General features: G+C 71.2%; 19 protein-coding genes. 10 read left to right on the top strand and 9 right to left on the bottom strand.

Annotated elements, in window-relative coordinates; genetic code table 11:
* Positions 1–16: 16 nt before the first annotated feature.
* Positions 17–1,438: an alpha/beta hydrolase gene (locus AC07EG_RS32175; protein WP_478256998.1), complete on the top strand. Its 1,422-nt coding sequence runs from the start codon at positions 17–19 to the stop codon at positions 1,436–1,438.
* Here AC07EG_RS32175 and AC07EG_RS32170 read toward each other — a convergent pair.
* Positions 1,390–1,800 carry a MerR family transcriptional regulator gene (locus AC07EG_RS32170; RefSeq protein ID WP_478256997.1) on the bottom strand — a complete coding sequence of 137 codons (411 nt, stop codon included), beginning with the start codon at positions 1,798–1,800 and terminating at the stop codon, positions 1,390–1,392. The genes AC07EG_RS32175 and AC07EG_RS32170 overlap by 49 nt on opposite strands.
* A 47-nt stretch (positions 1,801–1,847) precedes the next feature.
* Here AC07EG_RS32170 and AC07EG_RS32165 point away from each other — a divergent pair, with 47 nt between their 5' ends.
* Both AC07EG_RS32165 and AC07EG_RS32160 read left to right on the top strand, forming a co-directional pair.
* Positions 1,848–2,732: an NAD(P)-dependent oxidoreductase gene (locus tag AC07EG_RS32165; RefSeq protein ID WP_478256996.1), complete on the top strand. Its 885-nt coding sequence runs from the start codon at positions 1,848–1,850 to the stop codon at positions 2,730–2,732.
* Positions 2,729–3,154: a PPOX class F420-dependent oxidoreductase gene (locus AC07EG_RS32160; RefSeq protein ID WP_478256995.1), complete on the top strand. Its 426-nt coding sequence runs from the start codon at positions 2,729–2,731 to the stop codon at positions 3,152–3,154. Before AC07EG_RS32165 ends, AC07EG_RS32160 begins: the two co-directional genes overlap by 4 nt.
* A gap of 95 nt (positions 3,155–3,249) precedes the next feature.
* Here AC07EG_RS32160 and pdxR read toward each other — a convergent pair whose 3' ends face one another.
* From pdxR to AC07EG_RS32145, 3 genes are read right to left on the bottom strand one after another with little or no spacing between them, the layout of a single operon-like run.
* Positions 3,250–4,665: a MocR-like pyridoxine biosynthesis transcription factor PdxR gene (gene pdxR / locus AC07EG_RS32155; RefSeq protein ID WP_478256994.1), complete on the bottom strand. Its 1,416-nt coding sequence runs from the start codon at positions 4,663–4,665 to the stop codon at positions 3,250–3,252.
* Positions 4,662–6,521, bottom strand: a complete 1,860-nt coding sequence (htpG, locus tag AC07EG_RS32150) for a molecular chaperone HtpG (protein WP_478256993.1) — start codon at positions 6,519–6,521, stop codon at positions 4,662–4,664. Before htpG ends, pdxR begins: the two co-directional genes overlap by 4 nt.
* Before the next feature lie 55 nt (positions 6,522–6,576).
* Positions 6,577–7,545 (bottom strand): LLM class F420-dependent oxidoreductase, encoded by a 969-nt coding sequence (locus tag AC07EG_RS32145; protein ID WP_478256992.1) that lies wholly within the window; start codon positions 7,543–7,545, stop codon positions 6,577–6,579.
* A 236-nt stretch (positions 7,546–7,781) separates the two neighbouring features.
* On the opposite strand from AC07EG_RS32145, the gene AC07EG_RS32140 reads away from it, so the two are divergent.
* Together AC07EG_RS32140 and AC07EG_RS32135 are read left to right on the top strand one after the other, a co-directional pair.
* Entirely contained in the window at positions 7,782–8,741 is a 960-nt protein-coding gene (locus tag AC07EG_RS32140) for a nucleoside hydrolase (protein ID WP_478256991.1), read from the top strand.
* Between the two features lie 39 nt (positions 8,742–8,780).
* Positions 8,781–9,020 carry a hypothetical protein gene (locus AC07EG_RS32135; RefSeq protein ID WP_478256990.1) on the top strand — a complete coding sequence of 80 codons (240 nt, stop codon included), beginning with the start codon at positions 8,781–8,783 and terminating at the stop codon, positions 9,018–9,020.
* Here AC07EG_RS32135 and AC07EG_RS32130 read toward each other — a convergent pair.
* The 5 genes from AC07EG_RS32130 to AC07EG_RS32110 all read right to left on the bottom strand — a co-directional run bounded on the left by AC07EG_RS32130 (position 9,009) and on the right by AC07EG_RS32110 (position 13,444).
* Entirely contained in the window at positions 9,009–9,608 is a 600-nt protein-coding gene (locus tag AC07EG_RS32130) for an HAD family hydrolase (protein ID WP_478256989.1), read from the bottom strand. The two genes, AC07EG_RS32135 and AC07EG_RS32130, sit on opposite strands and share 12 nt — an antisense overlap.
* The gene (locus AC07EG_RS32125; RefSeq protein ID WP_478256988.1) at positions 9,599–10,639 is read right to left on the bottom strand and encodes a MupA/Atu3671 family FMN-dependent luciferase-like monooxygenase; all 1,041 of its coding nucleotides are present in this window, start codon (positions 10,637–10,639) and stop codon (positions 9,599–9,601) included. Before AC07EG_RS32125 ends, AC07EG_RS32130 begins: the two co-directional genes overlap by 10 nt.
* 11 nt (positions 10,640–10,650) lie before the next feature.
* Entirely contained in the window at positions 10,651–11,298 is a 648-nt protein-coding gene (locus AC07EG_RS32120; protein WP_478256987.1) for a helix-turn-helix transcriptional regulator, read from the bottom strand.
* A 332-nt stretch (positions 11,299–11,630) separates the two neighbouring features.
* Positions 11,631–12,440: an ABC transporter permease gene (locus tag AC07EG_RS32115; RefSeq protein ID WP_478256986.1), complete on the bottom strand. Its 810-nt coding sequence runs from the start codon at positions 12,438–12,440 to the stop codon at positions 11,631–11,633.
* A gap of 32 nt (positions 12,441–12,472) precedes the next feature.
* Positions 12,473–13,444: an ATP-binding cassette domain-containing protein gene (locus tag AC07EG_RS32110; protein WP_478256985.1), complete on the bottom strand. Its 972-nt coding sequence runs from the start codon at positions 13,442–13,444 to the stop codon at positions 12,473–12,475.
* A gap of 80 nt (positions 13,445–13,524) precedes the next feature.
* On the opposite strand from AC07EG_RS32110, the gene AC07EG_RS32105 reads away from it, so the two are divergent.
* From AC07EG_RS32105 to AC07EG_RS32085, 5 genes are all read left to right on the top strand, one after another.
* A complete protein-coding gene (locus AC07EG_RS32105) occupies positions 13,525–14,025 on the top strand; it encodes a MarR family winged helix-turn-helix transcriptional regulator (protein ID WP_478256984.1) in 501 nt (166 codons plus the stop codon).
* A gap of 144 nt (positions 14,026–14,169) precedes the next feature.
* Positions 14,170–14,811 carry an acetate uptake transporter gene (locus AC07EG_RS32100; RefSeq protein WP_478256983.1) on the top strand — a complete coding sequence of 214 codons (642 nt, stop codon included), beginning with the start codon at positions 14,170–14,172 and terminating at the stop codon, positions 14,809–14,811.
* Between the two features lie 34 nt (positions 14,812–14,845).
* Positions 14,846–16,831, top strand: a complete 1,986-nt coding sequence (locus AC07EG_RS32095) for an AMP-binding protein (RefSeq protein ID WP_478256982.1) — start codon at positions 14,846–14,848, stop codon at positions 16,829–16,831.
* Positions 16,828–18,873 carry a type I polyketide synthase gene (locus AC07EG_RS32090; protein WP_478256981.1) on the top strand — a complete coding sequence of 682 codons (2,046 nt, stop codon included), beginning with the start codon at positions 16,828–16,830 and terminating at the stop codon, positions 18,871–18,873. The genes AC07EG_RS32095 and AC07EG_RS32090 overlap by 4 nt, the downstream gene beginning before the upstream one ends.
* Before the next feature lie 40 nt (positions 18,874–18,913).
* Positions 18,914–21,036 (top strand): condensation domain-containing protein (locus tag AC07EG_RS32085; RefSeq protein WP_478256980.1); only part of this gene is annotated, 2,123 nt, incomplete at its 3' end.

Here is a 21,036-nt window from a genome sequence, read left to right as displayed (position 1 = left end):
GGCCAGGCTGAGCCGCATGAGAATGGTCTTGCTCAGCGCCCTGTGCCTGGTGGGTCTGGCGACCCCGGCCGCGGCCGCCCCGGAAACCCTGCGGTGGGAACCGTGCCCGGTCGCCGGAAGCACCGAACGGCAGGAGTGCACCACCCTGCGGGTTCCGCTGGACTACCGGAAACCCCGCGGTGACCGGATCGACGTCCGGGTGTCGCGGATCCCGGCGAAGCGGCCGGAGGCACGGCACGGGGTGCTGCTGCTGATCCCCGGCGGCCCCGGCAGTTCCGGGTTGAACCGCCCGTCCACCCTGGACCTCCCGGCCGAGCTGCGTGAGCGGTTCGACGTGGTGGGCTTCGATCCGCGCGGGGTCGGCAGGAGCACACCGATCAGCTGCGGGTTGTCGCCGGAGGACAACGGCCGCACGATGGCCTGGCCGGACGCGGACGGCGGCATCGAGGCCAACGTCGTGCAGGGCGAGCGGATCGCCGATGCCTGCGCACGCAACGGCGGCCCGCTCCTGCCGCACATCAACACCCCGAACGAGGCCCGCGACCTCGACCGGCTGCGGCGGGCGCTGGGGGAGCGGAAGCTGTCGTACTGGGGCCTTTCCTACGGCACCTACGTCGGCGCGGTCTACGCCACGATGTTCCCGCAGCACACCGACCGCGTGGTGCTGGACAGCTCCGGCGACCCGCGCCGGGTGGCTCGCGGCTGGCTGGCCAACTACCAGATCGGCGTCGAGGACCGGCTCCCCGACTTCGCGCGCTGGGTCACCGATCCGGCCAACGGCCAGGACCTGGCCGGCGATCCGGCCGCCGTGCGCCCGCTGTTCCTCGACCTCGCCGCCCGGCTGGACCGCGCACCGCTCCCCGGGTTGACCGGCAACCAGCTGCGGGAAGCCTTGCTGCGCAACCTCTACACCGACGCCGGCTTCCCGGTGATCGCGAAGCTGATGGTCGCGGCGAGGGACGGCACGCCGGTGCCGCCGCAGCCGCAGCCGCCGGAGGACGTGCTGCAGAACACCAGCGCGGTGGCCATCACCACGGTGTGCAACGACATCGACTGGCCGGGTTCGGTCAAGGCGCACGAACGCGCCGTGGCGAAGTCCCGGGCGGAGTTCCCGCTGACCGCGGGCATGCCGGTGAACATCACGCCGTGTTCGTTCTGGCCGTACGAACCGCAGAAGCCGGTGCGGATCACCGGCGACGGGCCGTCGAACGTGCTGCTGGTGCAGAACACGCGTGATCCGTCGACCCCGCTGGCCGGGGCCCGCGAAATGCGCCGGGCGCTGGGGGACCGGGCGCGGATGATCACCGTGGACTCCGGTGGGCACGGCGCCTACCGCGCCAACGGCAACGCCTGCGGCGACGCCCACGTCACCGGATACCTGCTGACCGGTCAGCTCCCGGCCGACACCACCTGCCCGGCCTCGTCGGGGCAGTGGTAACGCGGCAGGCCGGCTTCGGTGACCTTGACGTAGTCGTGCAGGGCCTGGCGGGTGCGGACGAGCGTGTCGATCTGCTCGTCCAGGCTCTGCAACCGGCCGTTGAGCAGGTCCAGCGTCTCCTGGCACGGGGTGAGGTCGGGGCCGGTGCCGGACAGGCAGGGCTGGAGGTGGGCGATCGCCTGCGTGGACAGCCCGGCGTCGAGCAGCTTGCGGATCTGCAGCACGGTGAGCACCGCGTCCTCGCCGTACTGGCGGTAACCGCTGCTGCCGCCGCGGCCGGGGGCGAGCAGGCCCTGCGACTCGTAGTACCGCAACTGGTGCGCCGCGACGCCGGTGCGCCGGCTCAGTTCTCCGATCAGCACGCTCGCTCCTTGACCTTCATACCGGTGTGAAGGTTCACCATAGCGCCATGACCAACGAAGATTCGGTGAAAGCGGTGACCGTGCTCGGCCTCGGGCTGATGGGCCGGGCACTGGCCGGCGCGTTCCTGCGCGACGGCATTCCCACGACCGTGTGGAACCGCTCGGCGGCCAAGGCGGACGAGCTGGTCGCCAGGGGCGCGGTGCTCGCCGGTTCGGCGGGCGACGCCGTCGCGGCGAGCCCACTGGTGATCATCTGCGTCTCCGACTACGACGCCGTGCGCGAACTGCTCGGCCCGCTCGGCGACCGGCTCGAGGGGCGGGTGCTGGTGAACCTGACCTCCGGCACGTCGGCGGTGGCCGGGGAAACCGCCGCCTGGGCCGCCGAGCGCGGTGCCACCTATGTCGACGGGGCGATCCTGGCCGTTCCGGCGGCGATCGGGAGCGCGGACGCCGTCGTGCTGTACAGCGGGCCGCCGGGTGCCTACGAACCGGTGCTGCGCAGCCTGGGGACGGCCGTGCACGTGGGCACCGACCAGGGGCTGTCGTCGTTGCACGACGTCGCCGTGCTGGGGCTGATGTGGAGCATCCTGAACGGGTTCCTGCAGGGTGCGGCGCTGCTGGGGGCGGCGGGGGTGCCCGCGTCGGCGTTCGCCGAGCTGGCGAAGTCGATGACCACCACCATCGCCGGCTGGCTCCCCGGTTACGGCGAGCAGATCGACGACGACGCCTACCCGCCGCTGGACGCCACCCTCGACACCCACCTGGCCGCGATGGACCACGTCGTGCACGAAAGCGAGTCGCTGGGGGTGAGCGCCGAACTGCCGAAGTTCCTGAAGGCACTGGGGGAACGCGCCGTGGCGGCGGGGCGCGGCGGAGCCGGTTACGCTGCCCTGGTCGAACAGTTCCGGAAGCCTTCGGAGGTGGGAGCTTGACCGCTTACGACCCGCGAGACCTGCTCGCCGACCGCGATCTCGGCGTGCTCGCGACGATCAAGGCCGACGGGCTGCCGCAGTTGTCGCCGGTCACGCCGTACTACGACCGGGAAGCCGACGTCATCTACGTTTCCCTGACCGAGGGCCGGGCGAAAACGAAGAACCTGCGCCGGAACCCGCGGGCGGCGCTGGAGGTCACCAGCGCCGACGGCTGGTCGTGGGCCACGGCGGAGGGCACGGCCACCCTGATCGGCCCGAGCACCGATCCCCACGGCCCCGAGGTCGAGGCGCTGGTGGACTACTACCGCAAGGCCGCGGGCGAACACCCGGACTGGGCCGAATACCGCTCGGTCATGGTCTCCGACCGGCGGGTCCTGCTGAAGCTGTCCGTCACCCACGTCTACGGCGAAACGATGACCTGACCGGCACCTCTGCGGCGCGTTCGCGGCTGGCGCCGGGCTTGGCGGTGGGAGTCGGCTTGGCTGGGCGTGAGGCTGGACCTCGGCGGGTCCGGGGATCACCGGGTGAGCAGCGGGGCGAGGGTGGTCAGGGCGGTGTTGATGTCGGTGGGGGTGGTGGCGCCGTAGCCGAGGACGAGGCCGGGTGGGCCGGGGCGCTGGCGGTGCCACGACAGGGGTTGCACCTTGACCCCCTCCGCCAGCGCCGCGGCCGCCAGGTCGGTGTCCGGCGGGCCGCCTCCGTAGGTGATCACCAGGTGCAGCCCGGCCGCGGCACCGTGCACGCGGGCGGTGGGCAGGTGCCGCCCGATCGCCTCGATCATCGCGTCGCGGCGGCGGCGGTGCCGCCGGCGCAGCAGGCGCAGGTGCCGCTCCAGCTCACCCGACTCCATCAGGTGCGCCAGCACCAGCTGCGGCAGCGCGGCGTTCCCCAGATCGGCGAAGCGCTTGGCGTCGACCAGGTCGTCGAGGAACGGGGCCAGCACCCACCCGATCCGCAACGCCGGGGCCAGCAGCTTCGACACGCTCCCCGCGTAGCAGATCCGGTCCAGCACCGACCGCAGAGCGGGCACCGGCGGGCGGTCGTAGCGGTGTTCGGCGTCGTAGTCGTCCTCGATGACCACGCCGCCGTCCTCGGCCCAGCGGCACAACGCCTCCCGCCGCGTGCCGTCGAGCACCACCCCGGTCGGGAACTGGTGCGCCGGGGTGACCAGCACCGCGGGCGCGGCCAGCTCCCCGACCCGGAGGCCCTCCTCGTCCACCGGCACCGGCGGGGTCGCCAGGCCCAGGTGCCCGAGGTGCTGCCGCGCCCCGAGCGAACCGGGGTCCTCGACCGCGACCGCGCCGATCCCGCGCTCGACGAGCACCTTCCCCAGCAGGTCCAGCGCCTGCGCCACCCCGGCGACCACGACGATCTCACCGGGGTCGGCCCGGATGGCGCGGTTGCGGGCGAGCCAGTTCGCGATGGCGACCCGCAGCGGCGGGGTGCCCCGCGGATCGCCGTACCCGAAGTCCGCCGGGGACATCTCGTTGAGCACCGCGCGTTCGGCACGCAACCACGCCATGCGCGGGAACGCCGCCAGATCCGGCTTGCCGGGGGACAGGTCGATCCGGGCAGGCGCCGTGCGCAGCCGGTCGAACACGTCCGCGCCGGGGCCGCCGGCGAACACGTCACCCGGCGGCGGCGCCTCGGCCGGTTCCGGGGCGGTCACCGGCCGGGCCACCACCACCGTGCCCGCCCGGCCGTGCCCGGCGACCTGCCCGTCCTCGGCCAGCCGCCGGTACGCCTCGGTGACCACCCCGCGGGAAACCCGCAGCTCCGCCGCCAGCACCCGGCTGGCGGGGAGCCTGCTGCCCACCGGCAGGCGGCCGTCCGCGATGGCCGCCCGGAGCTGCCCGGTCAGCCAGGCGGCCCGCCCGCCCGCCGGGGCCCGCTCGATGCGCAGCTGCAGGAAGTCGGATCCGCCGGTGGTCACATCGAACTGGCCAGCCTGCTCGCCAGCAGCCGCATGAACCGCGGCGGGTCGCTCAGCTCGCCGCCCTCGGCCAGCAGCGCCATGCCGTAGAGGATCTCGGCGGTCTCGGCCAGCGCCGGGTCGTCCTTGCGCTCCTCGTGCGCCCGGCGCAGCCCGCTGACCAGCTCGTGGTCCGGGTTCAGCTCCAGGATCCGCTTGATCGGCGGCATCTCCTGGCCCATCGCCCGGTACATCTTCTCCAGCGTCGGCGACACGTCGTGCGCGTCACCGACGATGCAGGCGGGCGAGGTGGTCAGCCGGGAGGACAGCCGGACCTCCTTGACCTGCTCCGAGAGCGTCTCGCCGAGCCAGCTCAGCAGCCCGGCGAAGTCCTTCTGCTTCTCGTCGCCGTCCTTCTTCTCCTCGTCGGAGTCGAGGTCGACCTGCCCCTTGGCGATGGACTGGAACTTCTTGCCGTCGAACTCGGTGACCGATTCGACCCACATCTCGTCCACCGGGTCGGTCAGCACCAGCACCTCGTAGCCCTTGGCCTGGAACGCTTCCATGTGCGGCGAGTGCTCGATCATCGAGCGGGACGGGCCGGTGAGGTAGTAGATGTGCTCCTGGCCGCCCTTCATCCGCTCCACGTACTCGCGCAGCGTGGTCGGCTTCTCGGCGTCGTGGGTGGAGCCGAAGGAGGAGATCTCGAGCAGGGTCTCGCGGTTGTCCGCGTCGTTGACCAGCCCCTCCTTGACCGCCGGGCCGAACTCCTTCCAGAACGTCGCGTACTTCTCCGGCTCGGTGCTCTGCATCGCCTTGACCGTGCTGAGCACCTTCTTCACCAGGCGGCGGCGCATCAGCTGGATCTGGCGGTCCTGCTGCAGGATCTCGCGGGAGACGTTGAGCGAGAGGTCCTGCGCGTCCACCACGCCCTTGACGAACCGCAGGTACTCCGGCATCAGCGCTTCGCAGTCGTCCATGATGAACACGCGCTTGACGTAGAGCTGCACCCCGCGCTTGCTGTCCCGCATGTACAGGTCCAGCGGCGCGTGCGACGGCAGGAACAACAGCGCCTGGTACTCGAAGGTGCCCTCGGCACGCAGCTGGATGGTCTCCAGCGGGTCGGTCCAGTCGTGGCTGATGTGCTTGTAGAACTCGTGGAACTCCTGCTCGGTGGCCTCGTCCTTCGAGCGGGCCCAGAGCGCCTTCATCGAGTTGACCGCCTCGGTGCTGTCCTTCCCGAGGCGCACCGGCCAGGTGATGAAGTCCGAGTACCGCTGGACGATCTCCTTGAGCTTCCAGTCGGCGGTGTAGTCGTAGAGGTGGTCGTCGGCGTCCTCGGGCTTGAGGTGCAGGGTGACCGCGGTGCCGACGGGCGTGTCCTCGGCCTCGTCGATGGTGTAGGTGCCCTCGCCGGTGGACTCCCAGGTGGTGCCCTGGCTCTCCCCGGCCCGCCGGGTCACCAGGGTGACCTTGTCGGCCACCATGAAGCTGGAGTAGAAGCCGACGCCGAACTGGCCGATCAGCTCGGCCGAGGCGTCCGAGTCCTTGGCCTCCTTCATCTTCCGCAGCAGCTCGGCCGTGCCCGACTTGGCGATCGTGCCGATCAGCTCGACCACGTCGTCCCGCGACATGCCGATGCCGTTGTCCCGCACGGTCAGCGTCCGGGCCTCCTTGTCGGCCTCCAGCTGGATGTGCAGGTCGGCCGTGTCCACGTCCAGGTCCTTGTTGCGGTACGCCTCGAGCTTGAGCTTGTCGAGGGCGTCGGACGCGTTGGAGATCAGCTCACGCAGGAAGATGTCCTTGTTCGAGTAGAGCGAATGGACCATCAACTGCAGCAGCTGGCGCGATTCGGCCTGGAACTCGAGCGTTTCCACCGGATTCCTTTCGGGCTCACCATGGTTGACCAGGAGCCCTCATTATCCGGGGTGCTCAACCCAGCTTTTCGCGCAGGGCGGGCAGCAGCTCGCGCTCGGCGAAGCCGAAGAAGCCGTCCTGGTGGTCACCGCCGATCTGCACCAGCGCCACGTCGGTGTACCCGGCGTCGGCGAAGCCGCGGAACGCCTCCACGATCGGCTCGGCGTCCGGCCCGCACGGGATCGATCCGGCCACGTCCTCCTGCCTGACGAACTGCGTGGCGCCGGCGAAGGCGGCGGTCCCCGGCAGCTCGGCGTTGACCTTCCAGCCACCGGCGAACCAGCGGAACTGCTCGTGCGCCCGTTCCACGGCCGCGTCCCGGTCGGGGTCCCAGCAGATCGGCAGCTGGCCGACCTTGCGCGTGGACCGCCCGGCGTGCTGGTCCCACGACCGGCACAGCTCGGCCTTCGGCTCGGTGGAGATCATCGTGTCGGCCTTCGGCGCGAACGCGGCGATCGACTGCTCACCGGAAACCGCGACGCCGATCCGCGGCTTGGTCTCCGGCAGGTCCCAGAGCTTGGCCGAGTCCACCCGGTAGTGCTTGCCCGCGTAGTTGAAGTAGCCGCCCTCGAACAACCCGTTGATGATGTCCAGCGCCTCGCCGAACATCTCGTGCCGGACGTTGGCCGGCGGCCAGCCCCGGCCGACGACGTGCTCGTTGAGGTTCTCCCCGGCGCCGAGGCCGAGGGTGAACCGGCCGTCGGCGAGCAACTGCACGGTCGCCGCCTTCTGCGCCACCACGGCCGGGTGGTACCGCAGGATCGGGCAGGTCACGTAGGTCATCAGCTCGACGCGTTCGGTGGACTGGGTGACCGCGCCCAGTACGCTCCAGGCGTAGGGCGCGTGCCCCTGCTCGTCGAGCCACGGGAAGTAGTGGTCGCTCATCACCTCGAAGTCGAAACCGGCGCGCTCGGCTTCACCGGCGAAGCGCACCAGGTCCTTCGGCCCGGCCTGCTCGGTCATCAGTGTGTACCCGAATCGCATGGTGAAGGCGTTCCCCTTCGGTCAGCCGTGAAACCTCGCACCCCTCGTTCACCTGTCGTTCACACTGAGTTCAGTAGCCGGGGTAACCACTTCGGGTGACCACCATGGATGATCTGCACGGAGAACAGCATTCTTGGCCGCGCCTCCGGCGCGGCGGGCGAGGTCGCTTTTGACCGGCGCGACCTCGCACTGGGACGATCGAGCGGCCGTCCGGCCGAGGTTGGAACGGGGATTCGTTGGCACGTAGGCTCATCCTGGACGTCGACACCGGCACCGACGACGCCGTGGCGCTCATGCACGCGGCGTTGCACCCGGAACTGGACCTGCTCGGCGTGACCACGGTGAACGGCAACGTGGGCCTGGTCAACACCACGGACAACACGCTGCGCGTGCTCGACTGGATCGGGTGCGCCGTGCCGGTGCACCCCGGCCTGGCGCACCCGATCGCCCGGCGTGGCTTCCCCGGGCAGAAGCACTACGAACGCGACAGCGAGCGGGACATGCACGGCACGTCGCTGCCGCTGCCCGAGGCGCGGTCGAAGGCCCGGGACAGCACGGCGGTGGAGTACCTGCTGGAGACGCTGCGGGCGGCGACCCAGCAGCTGACGCTGGTCCCGGTCGGGCCGCTGAGCAACATCGCCACCCTGGTCAACATCGACCCGTCGGTGGTGGAGGCCGTCGACGAGCTGGTCGTGATGGGCGGCGCGCACGCCTACGGCAACGTGACCGCGTCGGCGGAGTTCAACGTGTGGGCCGATCCCGAAGCCGCCGCCATGGTGTTCTCGGCGGGCTTCGAACGGGTGACGCTGGTGCCGCTGGACGCCACGCACCAGGCGCTGGTCACGCGCCGGGACTGCGAGGCGATGGCGGCCCTCGGCACCCCGGCGGGCACGGCGGCGGCGGACCTGATCACCCGCCGGATCGACGCCTACCGGGCCGGTGGTGGCATCTCGGCCGAGGACGCCGCGCCGGTGCACGACGCGGTGTGCACCGCGTACCTGGTGCGGCCGGAGGTCGTCACCACCCGGCACCTGCACGTCACGGTGGACACCGAGAGCCCGCTGACGGTCGGCCGGACGGTGATGGACACCCGGCCGAACGCCGCCGGTGCCCCCAACGCCCACGTCGCCTTCGGCGCCGACGCCGGGGTGCTGGTGGACGAGTTGCTCACCACCTTCGGGGTTTCGCCCGGCTAGGCCGGTGGTAGCCGCCGGGCGAACGGAAGGAGGCCCGGGATGCGTTCCGAGCAGAACGAGCGGCTCGAACTGGGTGATCGCGACGATTGGGCCGAGGACCCGGACGTCCGCACCAGCGGCGACCCCGAAGCGCCCGCCCAGCAGTTGCAGCCGACGGCCGACGGCGGCCTGCCGCTGGACAACGAGAAGGACGAGGTCGCCGAGGACGCCGGGCAGGCGGGTGCGGCCGGCCCGGAGCAGAGCGCACTGCACATCGAGCCGGGGGGCTCAGGCGGATAAGCGCACCCCGTGCTCGCGTTCCGCCCGGGCCAGCGCGATCTCCGCCAGCTTGTCCCGGTGCACGTGGTCCGAGCCGAAGGCCCCCACCGCGGGGTCCAGGTACCGGTCCAGCCCGGTGGCCGACAGGGTCAGCAGCGCGCTCGGCCGCAGCTTCGCCGAGATGAACGCCTGCACCACACCCGGTACAGGAGCGCTCCGGCGCAGTCGCGCGAACGCGTCTTCACACGGGCGGGGCATCAGCCAGGGCCGCCGCTTCGCCAGCGCGCGGTAGGCGGCGGCCAGTGCGGGCAGGTAGGTCGGCAGCAGCCTGCGGGCGCCGATGCGGGCGAACCCGTTGTGGCACAGCAGGTCGACCGCGAACAGCGGATCGGTCTGGTCCAGCATCGGCGGCTCGTGCACCGGCCGCTTGCCGGTCACCCTGGCGAAGGCCACCCGGTGCGCCTCCCGGTCCAGCCGCCGCGAAGGCAGCAGGACCAGGTCGAGGTCCCAGACCACCACGCCCGGCTCCGCGCCGGTGTCACGCGGGGTGAGCGCCGGAGCGGTCCACTCCAGCGGCAGGTCGCGGACGTGGGCCGTGGTCACCGACATGGCAGGTCTCCCGGTGCGGTCACGGCCTGGCGCACCTGGTCCAGGTACGCCAGGGAGGACAGGGTCAGCTGGTCTGGCACGCCGAAGTCGATCAGGCAGGCGACCTCGTCCACCCCCACCTCGGACAGGTTCCGCACGAAGTCCGCGCAGCGGGCCACCGAGCCGAACAGGGCCGAGGAGCGGAAGTACCGTTCGAAGGCGTGGTCGAGCAGGTTGCCCTGCCTGGCTTCGTCGAGTTCCGGCCACTTGCTGCGCCAGAGGTCCACAGAGGACTCCAGGTAGCCGAGGAACGGTTCCCGGATGGTTTCCCGCACGGCGTCGTCGGTCTCGCCGACGAAGGTGTGCAGCATGACCGTCACCGTGCCCGCGCCCGGGTCGAACCCGGCGGCCGACCGCGCCTCGCGGTACGCCTCGATCCGCGGCACCAGGTCGTCGACCTCCTGGAACAGCAACGCGGTGAGCACGTTGAGGCCGCGGGCCCCGGCTTCGGCGAAGTTCCGCGGGTTCGACGAACAGGTCAGCCAGAGGTCCAGGTCCGGCTGCACGGCCCGGGGGTAGGTGGTGATCTCCACCTCCGCGCCCTCGCCGTTGACCCGGCTCACCGGCTTGCCCGCCCACAGGTCGCGCAGCGTGTCCAGGTGCTCGAAGACGTACTCGCGACGCCCGGCGTAGCGGTCCGGGGCGAGCGCGAAGTCGTTGGCGTTCCAGCCGGTGGCCAGTGCGAGGTCCACCCGGCCCCGGGAGAGGTTGTCCACGAAGGACCAGTCCTCGACCACGGTCAGCGGGTCGTGCAGCGGCAGCACCACGCTGCCGGCGCGCAGGCGGACCCGGCTGGTCGACACCGCCAGCGCGGTGGCGGCCAGCGCCGGGTTCGGGTACGCGCCCCCGAAGGGGTGGAAGTGCCGCTCCGGCAACCACAACGCGGTGAACCCGTGCTCGTCGGCGAAGCGCGCCGAATCGAGCAGCAGGTCGTACTCCTTCGGCGGATCGGTCACTTCCCGGTTGGCGAAGTAGAGCAGGCTGAAGTCCATGCGGTCCCACCTCATCTGGTTCCGGCGCCGGCCAGGCCGCCCTTGAGCGCCAGTGCCACCGCCTGGGTCCGGTTGGCGCAGTCCAGTTTCACCAGCACGCTGGCCATCACCCGCTTCACCGCGTGGTCGGAGATGGCCAGGCCGCGGGCGATCTGCTTGTTGCTCATGCCTTCCACGAGCAGGGAAAGCGCCTGCAGTTCCCGGCGGGTCAGGCGTGTGCGGTAGTCACGCGGCGGCGGCGGCGCCGGGGCCGCCGGGCCGGGGCCGCGACCGGCCCGCCGCAGCAGGCCGCGGGCCATCACCGAGGGCATCGGCACCTGGTCCACCAGCAGCCGGTGCAGGGTGTCCTCCAGCACCGGCACGGTCAGTTCGTCCTCGACGAGGTAGCCGTCGCCGGGCAGCCGCGCGGCGGCGGACAGTTCCGCTTCGCCGGGATCGCGCATCAGCAACAGGATCCTGGTGTGCGCGAGGCGCGCCTGCTCCAGCAGCGTGGCCAGGCCGGGGTCGGGCCCCAGCCCGGCCACCAGCACGTCCGGCCGGTGCGCGGCGACCAGTGCGCCCGCCTCGCGGAAGCCGGCGCTGGTCAGCACGTGGCGCACGCCATCGACCGACTGGAGCATCGCCTCGATCCCGCGCCGCACCACCTCGTTCTGCCCCACCAGGAGAATGCTTGTGCCAACGTCCGCCCCAGCGATGACCGAAATGCTCTCCGAGCTTCTCTGATTCATCGGATTCACCCATTCACGACGCCTGCCCCCAATGCAGGATCAGCCCATTACTACCGACGCAGGTGTGAAAGATTTCCTCTGGTCTTCATCTCGGCGCTGTGGTAAGCAGTGAGCAGTCAATCGCTCTTGGTAGCAGTCCGCCGGAATTGCCGCATTACCCTTGTTCAACGGTATTCGAGCCCCCACGCAGAACAACACGCGGCCACAGGAAGGCCAAGCCCTCCCACATTCTGGTGGAAGGGCTCGGCGTTGGCGAACAGGAATCAGCTCATCGCCCGGCGCTGGAACCGGCGCACGGCCAGCGGCGCGCAGACCGCCACGATCACCGCGCACCAGGCGAACGCGCCCCAGCCGCGCCAGCCCAGCGGCTCGTCCAGCAGGAAGCCCCGGACCGCGTCGACGATCACGGTGATCGGCTGGTGGTCGGCGAAGACCCGCAGCCCGGCGGGCATCGATTCGGTCGGCACGAAGGCGCTGCTGGCGAAGGTCAGCGGCAGCAGCCAGATGTAGTTCGCCGACTGCGCGCCCTCGGCGTTGCGCACCAGCAGCCCGATGGTCGAGGACACCCAGGAGAAGGTGAGGCTGACCAGCAGCAACAGGGCGATCGCACCGATCCAGCCGCCGACGCCCGCGGTCGGCCGGAAACCGACCACCAGCCCGATCAGCACCCCGGTGACGATGATCAGCGAATTGCGCACCACGTCGGCCAGGATGCGGCCGGTGAGCACCGCCGAGGGTGCCATCGGCAGCGAGCGGAACCGGTTGACCAGCCCGCGGTGCATGTCCTCGGCCAGGCCGACGCCGGAGTTGACCGCGCCGAAGGCCACGGTCTGCACGAAGATGCCCGCCATCAGGAAGTCCGGGTAGGTCATGCCGGGGGTGCCGATCGCGCCGCCGAAGACGTAGCGGAAGAGCAGCACGAAGATGATCGGGTTGACGGTGGCGAAGATCAGCTGGTCCGGGATGCGCGGGATGTGGCGCAGGCTGCGCCTGGTCAGCACCAGGGTGTCGGTGATCGCCCAGCGCAGCCTGCCGCGCTGCAGTGGCTGGACGGGGGCTTGGGCCGTGGTCACGGTGTCTCCTCGGGTTCTCGGGCTGCCCCGGCTCAGGCTCGCTGGGGTTCGGCGGGCACGGCGTTCTTGCCGGTGAGGGTCAGGAAGACCTCGTCGAGCGTGGGTTCACGCAGGCGCACGTCCGCCACGCCGATCTCCAGGTCGTCGAGTTCGCGGATGACCCTGGCCAGCAGCCGCGGTTCCTTGATCGCCGGCACGGTGATCACGCCGGTCTCGGCGTCCACCTCGGCCGAGGCGGTGCTGAACCGTTCGAGCGCTTCGAGCGCCACCGTGGTCCGGCTGCCCGGAGCCAGGTGCACCTCCAGCCGCGCGCCGCCGACCTGCTCCTTCAGCGAATCCGGGGTGCCCTGGGCGACCACCGCGCCGCCGTCGATCACCACGATGTCGTCGGCCAGTTCCTCGGCTTCTTCCAGGTACTGCGTGGTCAGCAGCAGCGAGGTGCCACCGGCCACCAGCTCGCGGACCAGCTGCCACACGGTGATCCGGCTGTGCGGGTCCAGTCCGGTGGTCGGTTCGTCGAGGATCAGCAGCGCCGGGTGCAGGATCAGGCTGGCGGCCAGGTCCAGGCGCCGCCGCATGCCGCCGGAGTAGGTCTTGACCAGCCGCTTCCCGGCTTCGACCAGTTCGAACCTGGCCAGCAGCTCGTTCGCCCGGCGCTTGGCGTCGGCCCCGCTGAGGTGGTACAGCCTGCCGATCATCTCCAGGTTCTCGTACCCGGTGAGGTACTCGTCGAGCGCGGTGTACTGGCCGGTCAGGCCGATCTCCGAGCGCAGCGCGCGGGCGTCGCGCACCACGTCCCGGCCCAGCACGGTGACCGTGCCGCGGTCGAACGGCAGCAGCGTGGAGATGATCTGCACGGTGGTGGTCTTGCCCGCGCCGTTCGGCCCGAGCAGGCCGAGCACGGTGCCGCGGCGGGCGGAGAAGCTGAGCCCGTTGACCGCCTCGACGTCGCCGTAGCGCTTGTGCAGGCCGTCGACCACCAGCGCGGGTGTCGGGTCGGACATGGCGAGTCCCTTCCTGGCGTTCCTGGTTCGGTTCACAGTGAACTGGTAGATAGTGAGGAAGTACACTAATATTCGGGAGTATGTCCGCCCCCGCTTCCGGCCGTCAACCCGAGAGCCCGCCCGCCAGGGACATCGTGGCGCTCCTGTTCGACACCTCGCGCCGCCTGTGCCTGCAGTCCGACCGCCTGCTCGGCGCCACCATCGGCCTGTCCGAGGCCCGCGCCCGCCTGCTGGTCACGGTCAGCGAGCTGGAGCCCGCGCGGATGGGCAGGCTGGCCAGCGATCTGGGCGTCAGCCCGCGTTCGGTGACCAGCATGGTCGACGCGCTCGAACGCGACGGGCTGATCACCAGGGAGCCCGATCCGGAGGACCGCCGCGCCACCCTGCTGCGGCTCACCGCGGACAGCCGCGCCCGGATGTCCCGGCTGTTCGACGCCCAGCACCAGCTCGCCGAGGACCTGCTCGCCCCGCTCGACGACGGCGACCGGGCGAACCTGCACCGGATGCTCAGCGTGCTCTGGGAGAGCGCCGGCCCGGACGGGGCGCCCCGATCGGGGCACCCCGCCGGTGCCCAGGGCTGAGCCGAATGGGGCGCGCCTTCGTGGCTCTCGGTTCCGTCTTCGGGCGTCTTAGCATCGGCCGCATCGAATCGAGGCACGCCGCATTGGGGGAAGAACTTCCACGGGCCCTCCCGCGGCGCGCTCCCGCGGCGGAAGGCGAATCCGATGACCACGTTGCAGTCCGGGCCGGTGGCGGTCGAGGCACCCCTTTCCGAACCGGCGCCGTCGAGCCGCCCGGGTTCGGCGCACCTGGCGCTGGGTTACCTCTGCTTCTCCACCACGTTGTTCATCCTGGCGGTGTTCCACGCCGGGCTGGTTTCGTTCAACTTCATCGTCGTGGTGTTCCCGACGGCGATCTTCTTCGGTGGGGTGGCGCAGTTCATCGCCGGTATCCTGGCGTTTTCCCAGCGTGATTCCTTCGCCGCGGTCACCTTCACCTCGTTCGCCGCGTTCTGGCTGAGCTACTCGCTCTACACCTGGCTGTTCCTGCCGCAGCTGGTGGCGAACTTTGGTGATTCTGTCACTGCCGCCACCGGTAGTTTCACCCTGGCGTGGGGACTGGTGGCGCTGTTCGTCACCGTCGCCGCGCGACGGGTGAACCGCGCGGTGTTCGGGCTGCTGGTGCTGACCACGCTGATGTATGTGTTCATCACCATCGGCCAGTTCGCCGTCGCGCCGCCCGTCGACCTGGTGGGCGGGGTCTTCGCGCTGGTGGCAGCGCTGCTGGGGCTCTACGTCGGCGCCGCCTACCTGATCAACGGCAGCTACGGCCGGGTCGTGCTGCCGCTGGGTGAACCGCGCTCTTAGGAAACACGCCACAGCTGGGGACAGGGGCCGTGCCATGCCGTTTTCCACCGTAGTCGAAGCCGTCCGCGCCGGTGCGGAAGCCACTCCGGGAAAAACCGCCTTCACCTTTCTCGAGAACGGTGAGCGCGAAAACGCGCGATACGATTTCGCCGGGCTCGACGCCGCCGCTCGCCGGGTGGCCGCCCGGTTGCAGGCCGACGACCTCGCCGGGGGACGGGTGCTGCTGGCGATCGATCCGGGGCCGGACTACGTGGCCGCGTTCTTCGGCTGCCTCTACGCCGGGGCCACCGCCGTCCCGTGCTACCCGCCGCGACGGCACGGCAGGTCGCGGGAACTGGCCGCGATCGCGGTGGACTGCGGGGCCGGTGCGGTGCTGACCGCGGGTGGCACGGCGGCCGCGGTCGCCGAACGGTTCGCCGAAACCGTTGACGAGCGCGAGTTCCCGGTCCTCGACGTGGAGACCCTGGACGACGGGCTGACCGCGACCTGGGCGCCACCCGCGATCGACGGCGGCGACCTCGCCTTCCTGCAGTACACCTCCGGTTCCACCGGCGCGCCCAAGGGCGTGGTGGTGCGGCACCGCGACATCATGCGGCACGTCGGCGCCATGTACCGCCGGTTCGAGCTGACCCCGGACAGCGTGGCGGTGTCCTGGCTGCCGCCGTTCCACGACATGGGCCTGATCGCATTCATCCTGATGCCCGCGGTGATGGGGTACCACGCCGCGCTGATGACCCCGCGCGACTTCGTCACCCGGCCGGCGCGCTGGCTGGAGGCGATCAGCCGGTACCGCGGCGAGATGGTGGCCGCACCGGACTTCGCCTACGAGCTGTGCGCCGAGCGGGTCACCGACGAGGAACTGGCCGGGCTGGACCTGTCGAGCTGGCGCCACGCGTGCAACGGCGCCGAGCCGGTGCGCGCGGAGACCATCGAGCGGTTCACCGAACGCTTCGCCCCGGCCGGGTTCCGGCCCGAGACCTTCCGCCCCTGCTACGGCCTGGCCGAGGCGACCCTGGCCGCCGCGGTGCCGCTGCCGGGCCGCCGCCCGGTGGTCGCCGAGCGCACCTGGGACACCGAGGAGCCGGGGAAGCGGCTGGTCGGCTGCGGGGCCCCGCTGGACGACCACGAACTGGTCATCGTCGACCCGGAAACGCTGGAGCGCTGTGCCGACGGCACGCCCGGCGAGATCTGGGTGACCGGGCCGAGCGTGCCAGCCGGGTACTGGAACCGGGAAGAGGAAACCGAGCGGACCTTCCGGGCCACGCTGCCCGGCAGCGGCGCGCACCACCTGCGCACCGGCGACATGGGCCTGGTGCAGGACGGGGAACTCTACGTCGCCGGGCGGTACAAGGACCTGATCATCATCCGCGGCCGCAACTACGCGCCGTCCGACCTCGAGCACCTCATCGGCCCGTGCCACCCCCGGAACCGCGCCAGCGGCACGGCCGCCTTCTCGGTCCCGGCCGGCGGCAGCGAACGGCTGGTCGTGGTGCAGGAGGTCCGCACCCGGCGCGAGAGCGACTTCGAGGCGATCGTCGAGGCCGTGCGCAAGCGGGTGCTGGAGGAACTGGAAATCACCGTCGACGTGGTGGTGCTGGTCAAGCCGACCGCGTTGCCGAAGACCACCAGCGGCAAGATCCAGCGCCGGGCCTGCCGAGCGCGGTTCCTCGCGGGCAGCCTGGAAGCCCTGCACGAGTGGCGGGGTGCCACCGGCGCGCGGACGGGGAGCCCGGGCGCACTGGACGACGGCTGGTCCGGCACCGCCGAGGCGATGGAGGTGCTGCTCGCGGAGAACGTCGGCCGGGTGCTCGGCGCCGACGGCACGGCGATCGACCGCGCGCAGCCGTTCAGCACGCAGGGCCTGGATTCGGTGCGGGGCGCGGAGTTCACCGGGAACCTTTCGGTGCTGCTCGGGGTGCCCGTGCCCGCCGCCGCGCTGTACGAGTACCCGTCCATCCGCGATCTCGCCCGGCACCTGGTGGAGCAGCGGGCGGCCGAGGGGACCGGGGACGCGCTGTGACGGTCGTGGTGACCGGAATGGCCTGCCGCCTGCCCGGGATCGCCGGACCGGACGAGTTCTGGCGGCTCATCCGGGAGGGCCGCAGCGAGGTCGGTGAGGTGCCGCCGTCGCGCTGGGACGTCGACGCCACCTACGATCCCCGTCCCGGGGTGGCCGGCCGGACCTGTTCCCGCTGGGGTGGCCTGCTGTCCGAAGTGGACCGGTTCGACCACGAGCTGTTCGGCATCACCCCGCGTGAGGTGGAGCGGCTGGACCCGCAGCAGCGGCTGGTGCTGGAGGTCGCCCGGGAGGCGCTGGAGGACGCGGCGCTGGTCCCGGAGGCGCTGGCGGGCAGCCGGACCGGGGTGTTCGTCGGCGCCTCGAACAGCGACTTCGCCAGGATGCTGCTCCAGGACCTGTCCGAAGTGGACATCTACTCGCTGGTCGGCGGCGGGCTGAGCCTGCTGGCGAACCGGCTGTCCTACACGCTCGACCTGCGGGGGCCGAGCGTGGTGGTGGACACCGCGTGCTCCGGGTCGCTGGTCGCGGTGCACCAGGCGATGCGCAGCCTGCTCGACGGCGAATGCGACCTGGCCATCGCGGGCGGGGTGAACCTGTGCCTCGCACCGGAGGTGGACATCGCCAACTCGCACGCGCGGCTGCTCTCGCCGACCGGTGGCAGCAAGGTTTTCGACGAAGCCGCCGACGGGTTCGTGCGCAGCGAAGGGTGCGGACTGGTGGTCCTGCGCCGCGCGGGCGAACCGGGGCCGGTGCACGCGGTGCTCAAGGGGTCCGCGATGGCGGGTTCCGGGCGCGGCAACGGCCTGGGTGCGCCGAGTGCGGCCGGGCAGGAGGAGGTCGTCCGGCTCGCCCTGCGCAACGCCGGGGTCGACCCGGCCGAGGTCGGTTACGTCGAGACGCACACCACCGGCACCGCCATCGGGGACGCGGTGGAAGCCGGGGCGCTGTCACGGGTGTTCGGCGGCCCGCGGGAAACACCGCTGCGGCTGGGGTCGGTCAAGGCGGGCCTCGGGCACCTGGAAGCGGCGTCCGGGGTGATCTCGCTGATCAAGACCGTGCTGGTGCTGCGCCACGGCTGGATCCCGCCGATCGCGGTCGACCGGCTGAGCCCGCAGGTCCGCCTCGGTGCCGGGGTGGAGATCCCGGCCGAACCGCGCCCCTGGGACGGGCCGCGGGTCGCGGGCATCAACTCGTTCGGTTACGGCGGCAACAACGTGCACGTGGTGGTCGGTGAGGCACCGGCTCAGGTCGCGCAGCCCGCCGAGGGGCCCGAGGTGCTGGTGCTGTCGGCCCGCTCGGCGACCTCGCTGACCGAGCTTTCCCGCCGGTACACCGAATTCCTGCGTGAGCACCCGGAGGTCCCGGTCGCGGACATCGCGCACACCGCGTGGACCGCCAGGAAGCACCACCCGCACCGGCTGTTCGCGGTGGGCGCCACCCGCGAAGAACTGGGGCGGAGCCTGGCGGAAGCCGAGCAGTTCGTGGCCGGTGCGCCGGTGATCGCCTTCGAATTCACCGACGGCAAGCCGGACGGCGAGTGGTTCGAAGCGCTGTGCCACCGGGTTCCCGGGCTGCGGCTGATCGCCGAAGACCTGCACGGCACCATCGACGCACCCGGCTTCGTGCCGCAGTACGCGCTGGCGAGCCTGCTGGCGGAGTGGGGTGTCCACCCGGACCTGGTCCTCGGGCACGGCTCGGGTGAACTGGCGGCGGCGGCGGTGGCGGGCGCGGTCAACCCGTACGAGTTCGACGGGACGTTCGGCGAGCCGGACACCCCGCTGCACCTCGGCGGCGAGAGCCCCGAGCGGGATTTCACCGTCCGCTTCTGCGACGACTTCACCGGTGACGGCCTGCCGCGGGTGCTCGGCGCCCTGCACTGCCGTGGGGTCGGGATCGACCGGGCATGGGCCGGGCGGTCGCTGGTGCACCTGCCGGTCACCCCGTTCGAACACCACGAGCGGTGGCCGATCACCGTGCGCCGGGCGGCGCCGAAGGCACCGGCCAGACCGCGTGCCGCGCACCCGCTGCTGCGCGGCCGCTGAAACCTGCACGCGAGGGCTAGAGGAATGGGGTTGGGACCTGATGCGCTCCCTTGACCGGATCGAAACCGAGCTGGACACCGAGTCCGTGCCCTGCCTGCGGGACCTCGAGCTGGCGGGTGTTCCGGTCGTGCCGTCGGCGGTGGTGCTGGAGATCGCCGGCGCCACCGCGGCGATCGCCGAGCAGGGCGAAGCCATGGTCGACGTGCGCCTGCCGGAACCGGTGGTGCACACCGAACGCGACGAGATCGAGCTGGTGGCCGAACTCCACCAGAACTCCGCCGGTGCCTGCGGGGTGCGCATCCGCCGCGCCGACTGGGCCCGCACGGTCCACGTGCGGGCGCTCTTCGCGCCCGGCAGCAGCGCGGAGAAAACCGCCGACCCCGTTCCGCTGGCGGACATCCGCCGCCGGTGCGCGCAACCCGTTTCGCGAGCCGAGTTCTACGCCGATCTGGCCGCGCTCGGCCTTTCCTGCGGGCCCGCGATCGGCTGCGTGGAAACGGCTTGGCGCGGTAACCAGGAAATGCTCGGTGCGGTGAATTCCACTGTTTCCGAGGCGGAAGCCGAGCTCTACCGCCTACACCCCGTCATGCTGGAAGCGGCGCTGCAACCGGCGTTCGCACTTCTCGGGCCCTGGGAAGGCGGAGGCTGGTACGTCGGCGGCATCGACCGGTTCGAAATCCACCGCGAGGGTGCTTCGGTGGCGTGGACGCACGTGGTGCGCAGCGACACCAGCGAAGACTTCCCGGCATTCCACATCGGCCTGCTGGATGCCGGCGGTTACGTGGTCGCGGAACTCACCGGCGTCCGAATGCGGACCTTCCGCGCCGGTGAACTGCGCCCACCTCGCCTGGAACCGCCGTCCGGTGCGGAAATCCGGGAAATGGCCGAGGGGGAACGCCGGGAAACCGTTCGGGTGGCGGTGCACCGGTGGCTCGCGCGGGTGATGCGCGTGGACGAACTGGACCCGAACCGCGAACTGCGGTCCTACGGCATCGATTCGTTCATGGGCATGGAGTTCAAAGCGCTGCTCCAGCGCCAGTGGGAAATCGATCTCCCGGTGACGTTGCTGTTCGACGGCCGCACGGCGGAAACCCTGGCTGACGAGGTCGTCCAGCGATTATCGGCCGGGCACACGAACGCCATCACCCGCCGGGAACACGGCGGACTGTCCAGGCTTTCCCGCGGGCAGGAAGCGCTCTGGTCCATTCACCGCTTCGCCGCCGAATCCGGTGCCTACCACGTCGCGACGGCGTTGCGGGTGCTTTCACCGTTGGACACCGACGCGTTGGAGGAGGCGTGGCGGGCCGTCGTCGCCCGGCACGGACTCCTGGGCGCGACCTTCGGCGAGGACGACCAGGGCCCGTTCTACCGCCCCGGTTCCGCGATCGACTTCGAGTGCCTCGACGCCCCGGAGGACTTCGAGCGCGCGCTCGCCGACGAAGCCGACCGCCCGTTCGTGCTGGAAGACAGCGTGCCGGTGCGGCTGCGCGTCTACCGGCGCCAGGACGGCGAAGCGGTCCTGCTGATCTGCGCGCACCACATCGTGGTCGACCTGTGGTCCTGCGTGGTGCTGCTGGAAGAACTGGCGCTGGAGTACGGCGGCGGCGCGGAACCCGCCCGGCCCGCCGTCGAGTACGCCGACTTCGTCGACTGGCAGCGTGAACTGCTGGCGAGCCCGGACGGCGACCGGCTGTGGGACTACTGGCGCGACCGGCTGTCCGGCGAGTTGCCGGTGCTGGCGCTGCCCGCGGACCGCCCGCGTCCGGCGGTGCAGTCCTTCCGCGGGGCGAGCCGGGTGTTCGGCCTCGGGCGGGAGCTGACCGAGCGGCTGAAGGACCTCGGTGTCCGATGTGGGGTGACGCCGTTCGTGGTGCTGCTGTCGGCCTACCAGCTGCTGCTGCACCGGGAGACCGGGCAGGACCGCGTGGTGGTCGGCTCGCCGATCTCCGGTCGTGGCCGGGGTGAGCTGGAGCGGACCGTCGGTTACTTCGTCAACCCGGTGCCGCTGATCGCCGACTTCACCGCGGGCATGTCGTTCGAGGACGTGCTGGCGCAGGTGCGGGAGGTGGTGCTCGGGGCGTTCGAGCACGAGGACTTCCCGATGGCGGAGATGGTGGAACGGCTGGCGCCGGAGCGTGATTCGTCGTATTCGCCGCTGTACCA

The organism is Amycolatopsis sp. NPDC045836 (assembly GCF_056431745.1).
This window is presented reverse-complemented; position numbering and strand designations above follow the sequence as displayed.

Coding starts and splice junctions, on each gene's coding strand:
- AC07EG_RS32175 (WP_478256998.1), top strand. CDS start 17: ATGAGAATGGTCTTGCTCAGCGCCCTGTGCCTGGTGGGTCTGGCGACC.
- AC07EG_RS32165 (WP_478256996.1), top strand. CDS start 1,848: ATGACCAACGAAGATTCGGTGAAAGCGGTGACCGTGCTCGGCCTCGGG.
- AC07EG_RS32145 (WP_478256992.1), bottom strand. CDS start 7,545: ATGCGATTCGGGTACACACTGATGACCGAGCAGGCCGGGCCGAAGGAC.
- AC07EG_RS32135 (WP_478256990.1), top strand. CDS start 8,781: ATGCGTTCCGAGCAGAACGAGCGGCTCGAACTGGGTGATCGCGACGAT.
- AC07EG_RS32130 (WP_478256989.1), bottom strand. CDS start 9,608: ATGTCGGTGACCACGGCCCACGTCCGCGACCTGCCGCTGGAGTGGACC.
- AC07EG_RS32125 (WP_478256988.1), bottom strand. CDS start 10,639: ATGGACTTCAGCCTGCTCTACTTCGCCAACCGGGAAGTGACCGATCCG.
- AC07EG_RS32110 (WP_478256985.1), bottom strand. CDS start 13,444: ATGTCCGACCCGACACCCGCGCTGGTGGTCGACGGCCTGCACAAGCGC.
- AC07EG_RS32105 (WP_478256984.1), top strand. CDS start 13,525: ATGTCCGCCCCCGCTTCCGGCCGTCAACCCGAGAGCCCGCCCGCCAGG.
- AC07EG_RS32100 (WP_478256983.1), top strand. CDS start 14,170: ATGACCACGTTGCAGTCCGGGCCGGTGGCGGTCGAGGCACCCCTTTCC.
- AC07EG_RS32095 (WP_478256982.1), top strand. CDS start 14,846: ATGCCGTTTTCCACCGTAGTCGAAGCCGTCCGCGCCGGTGCGGAAGCC.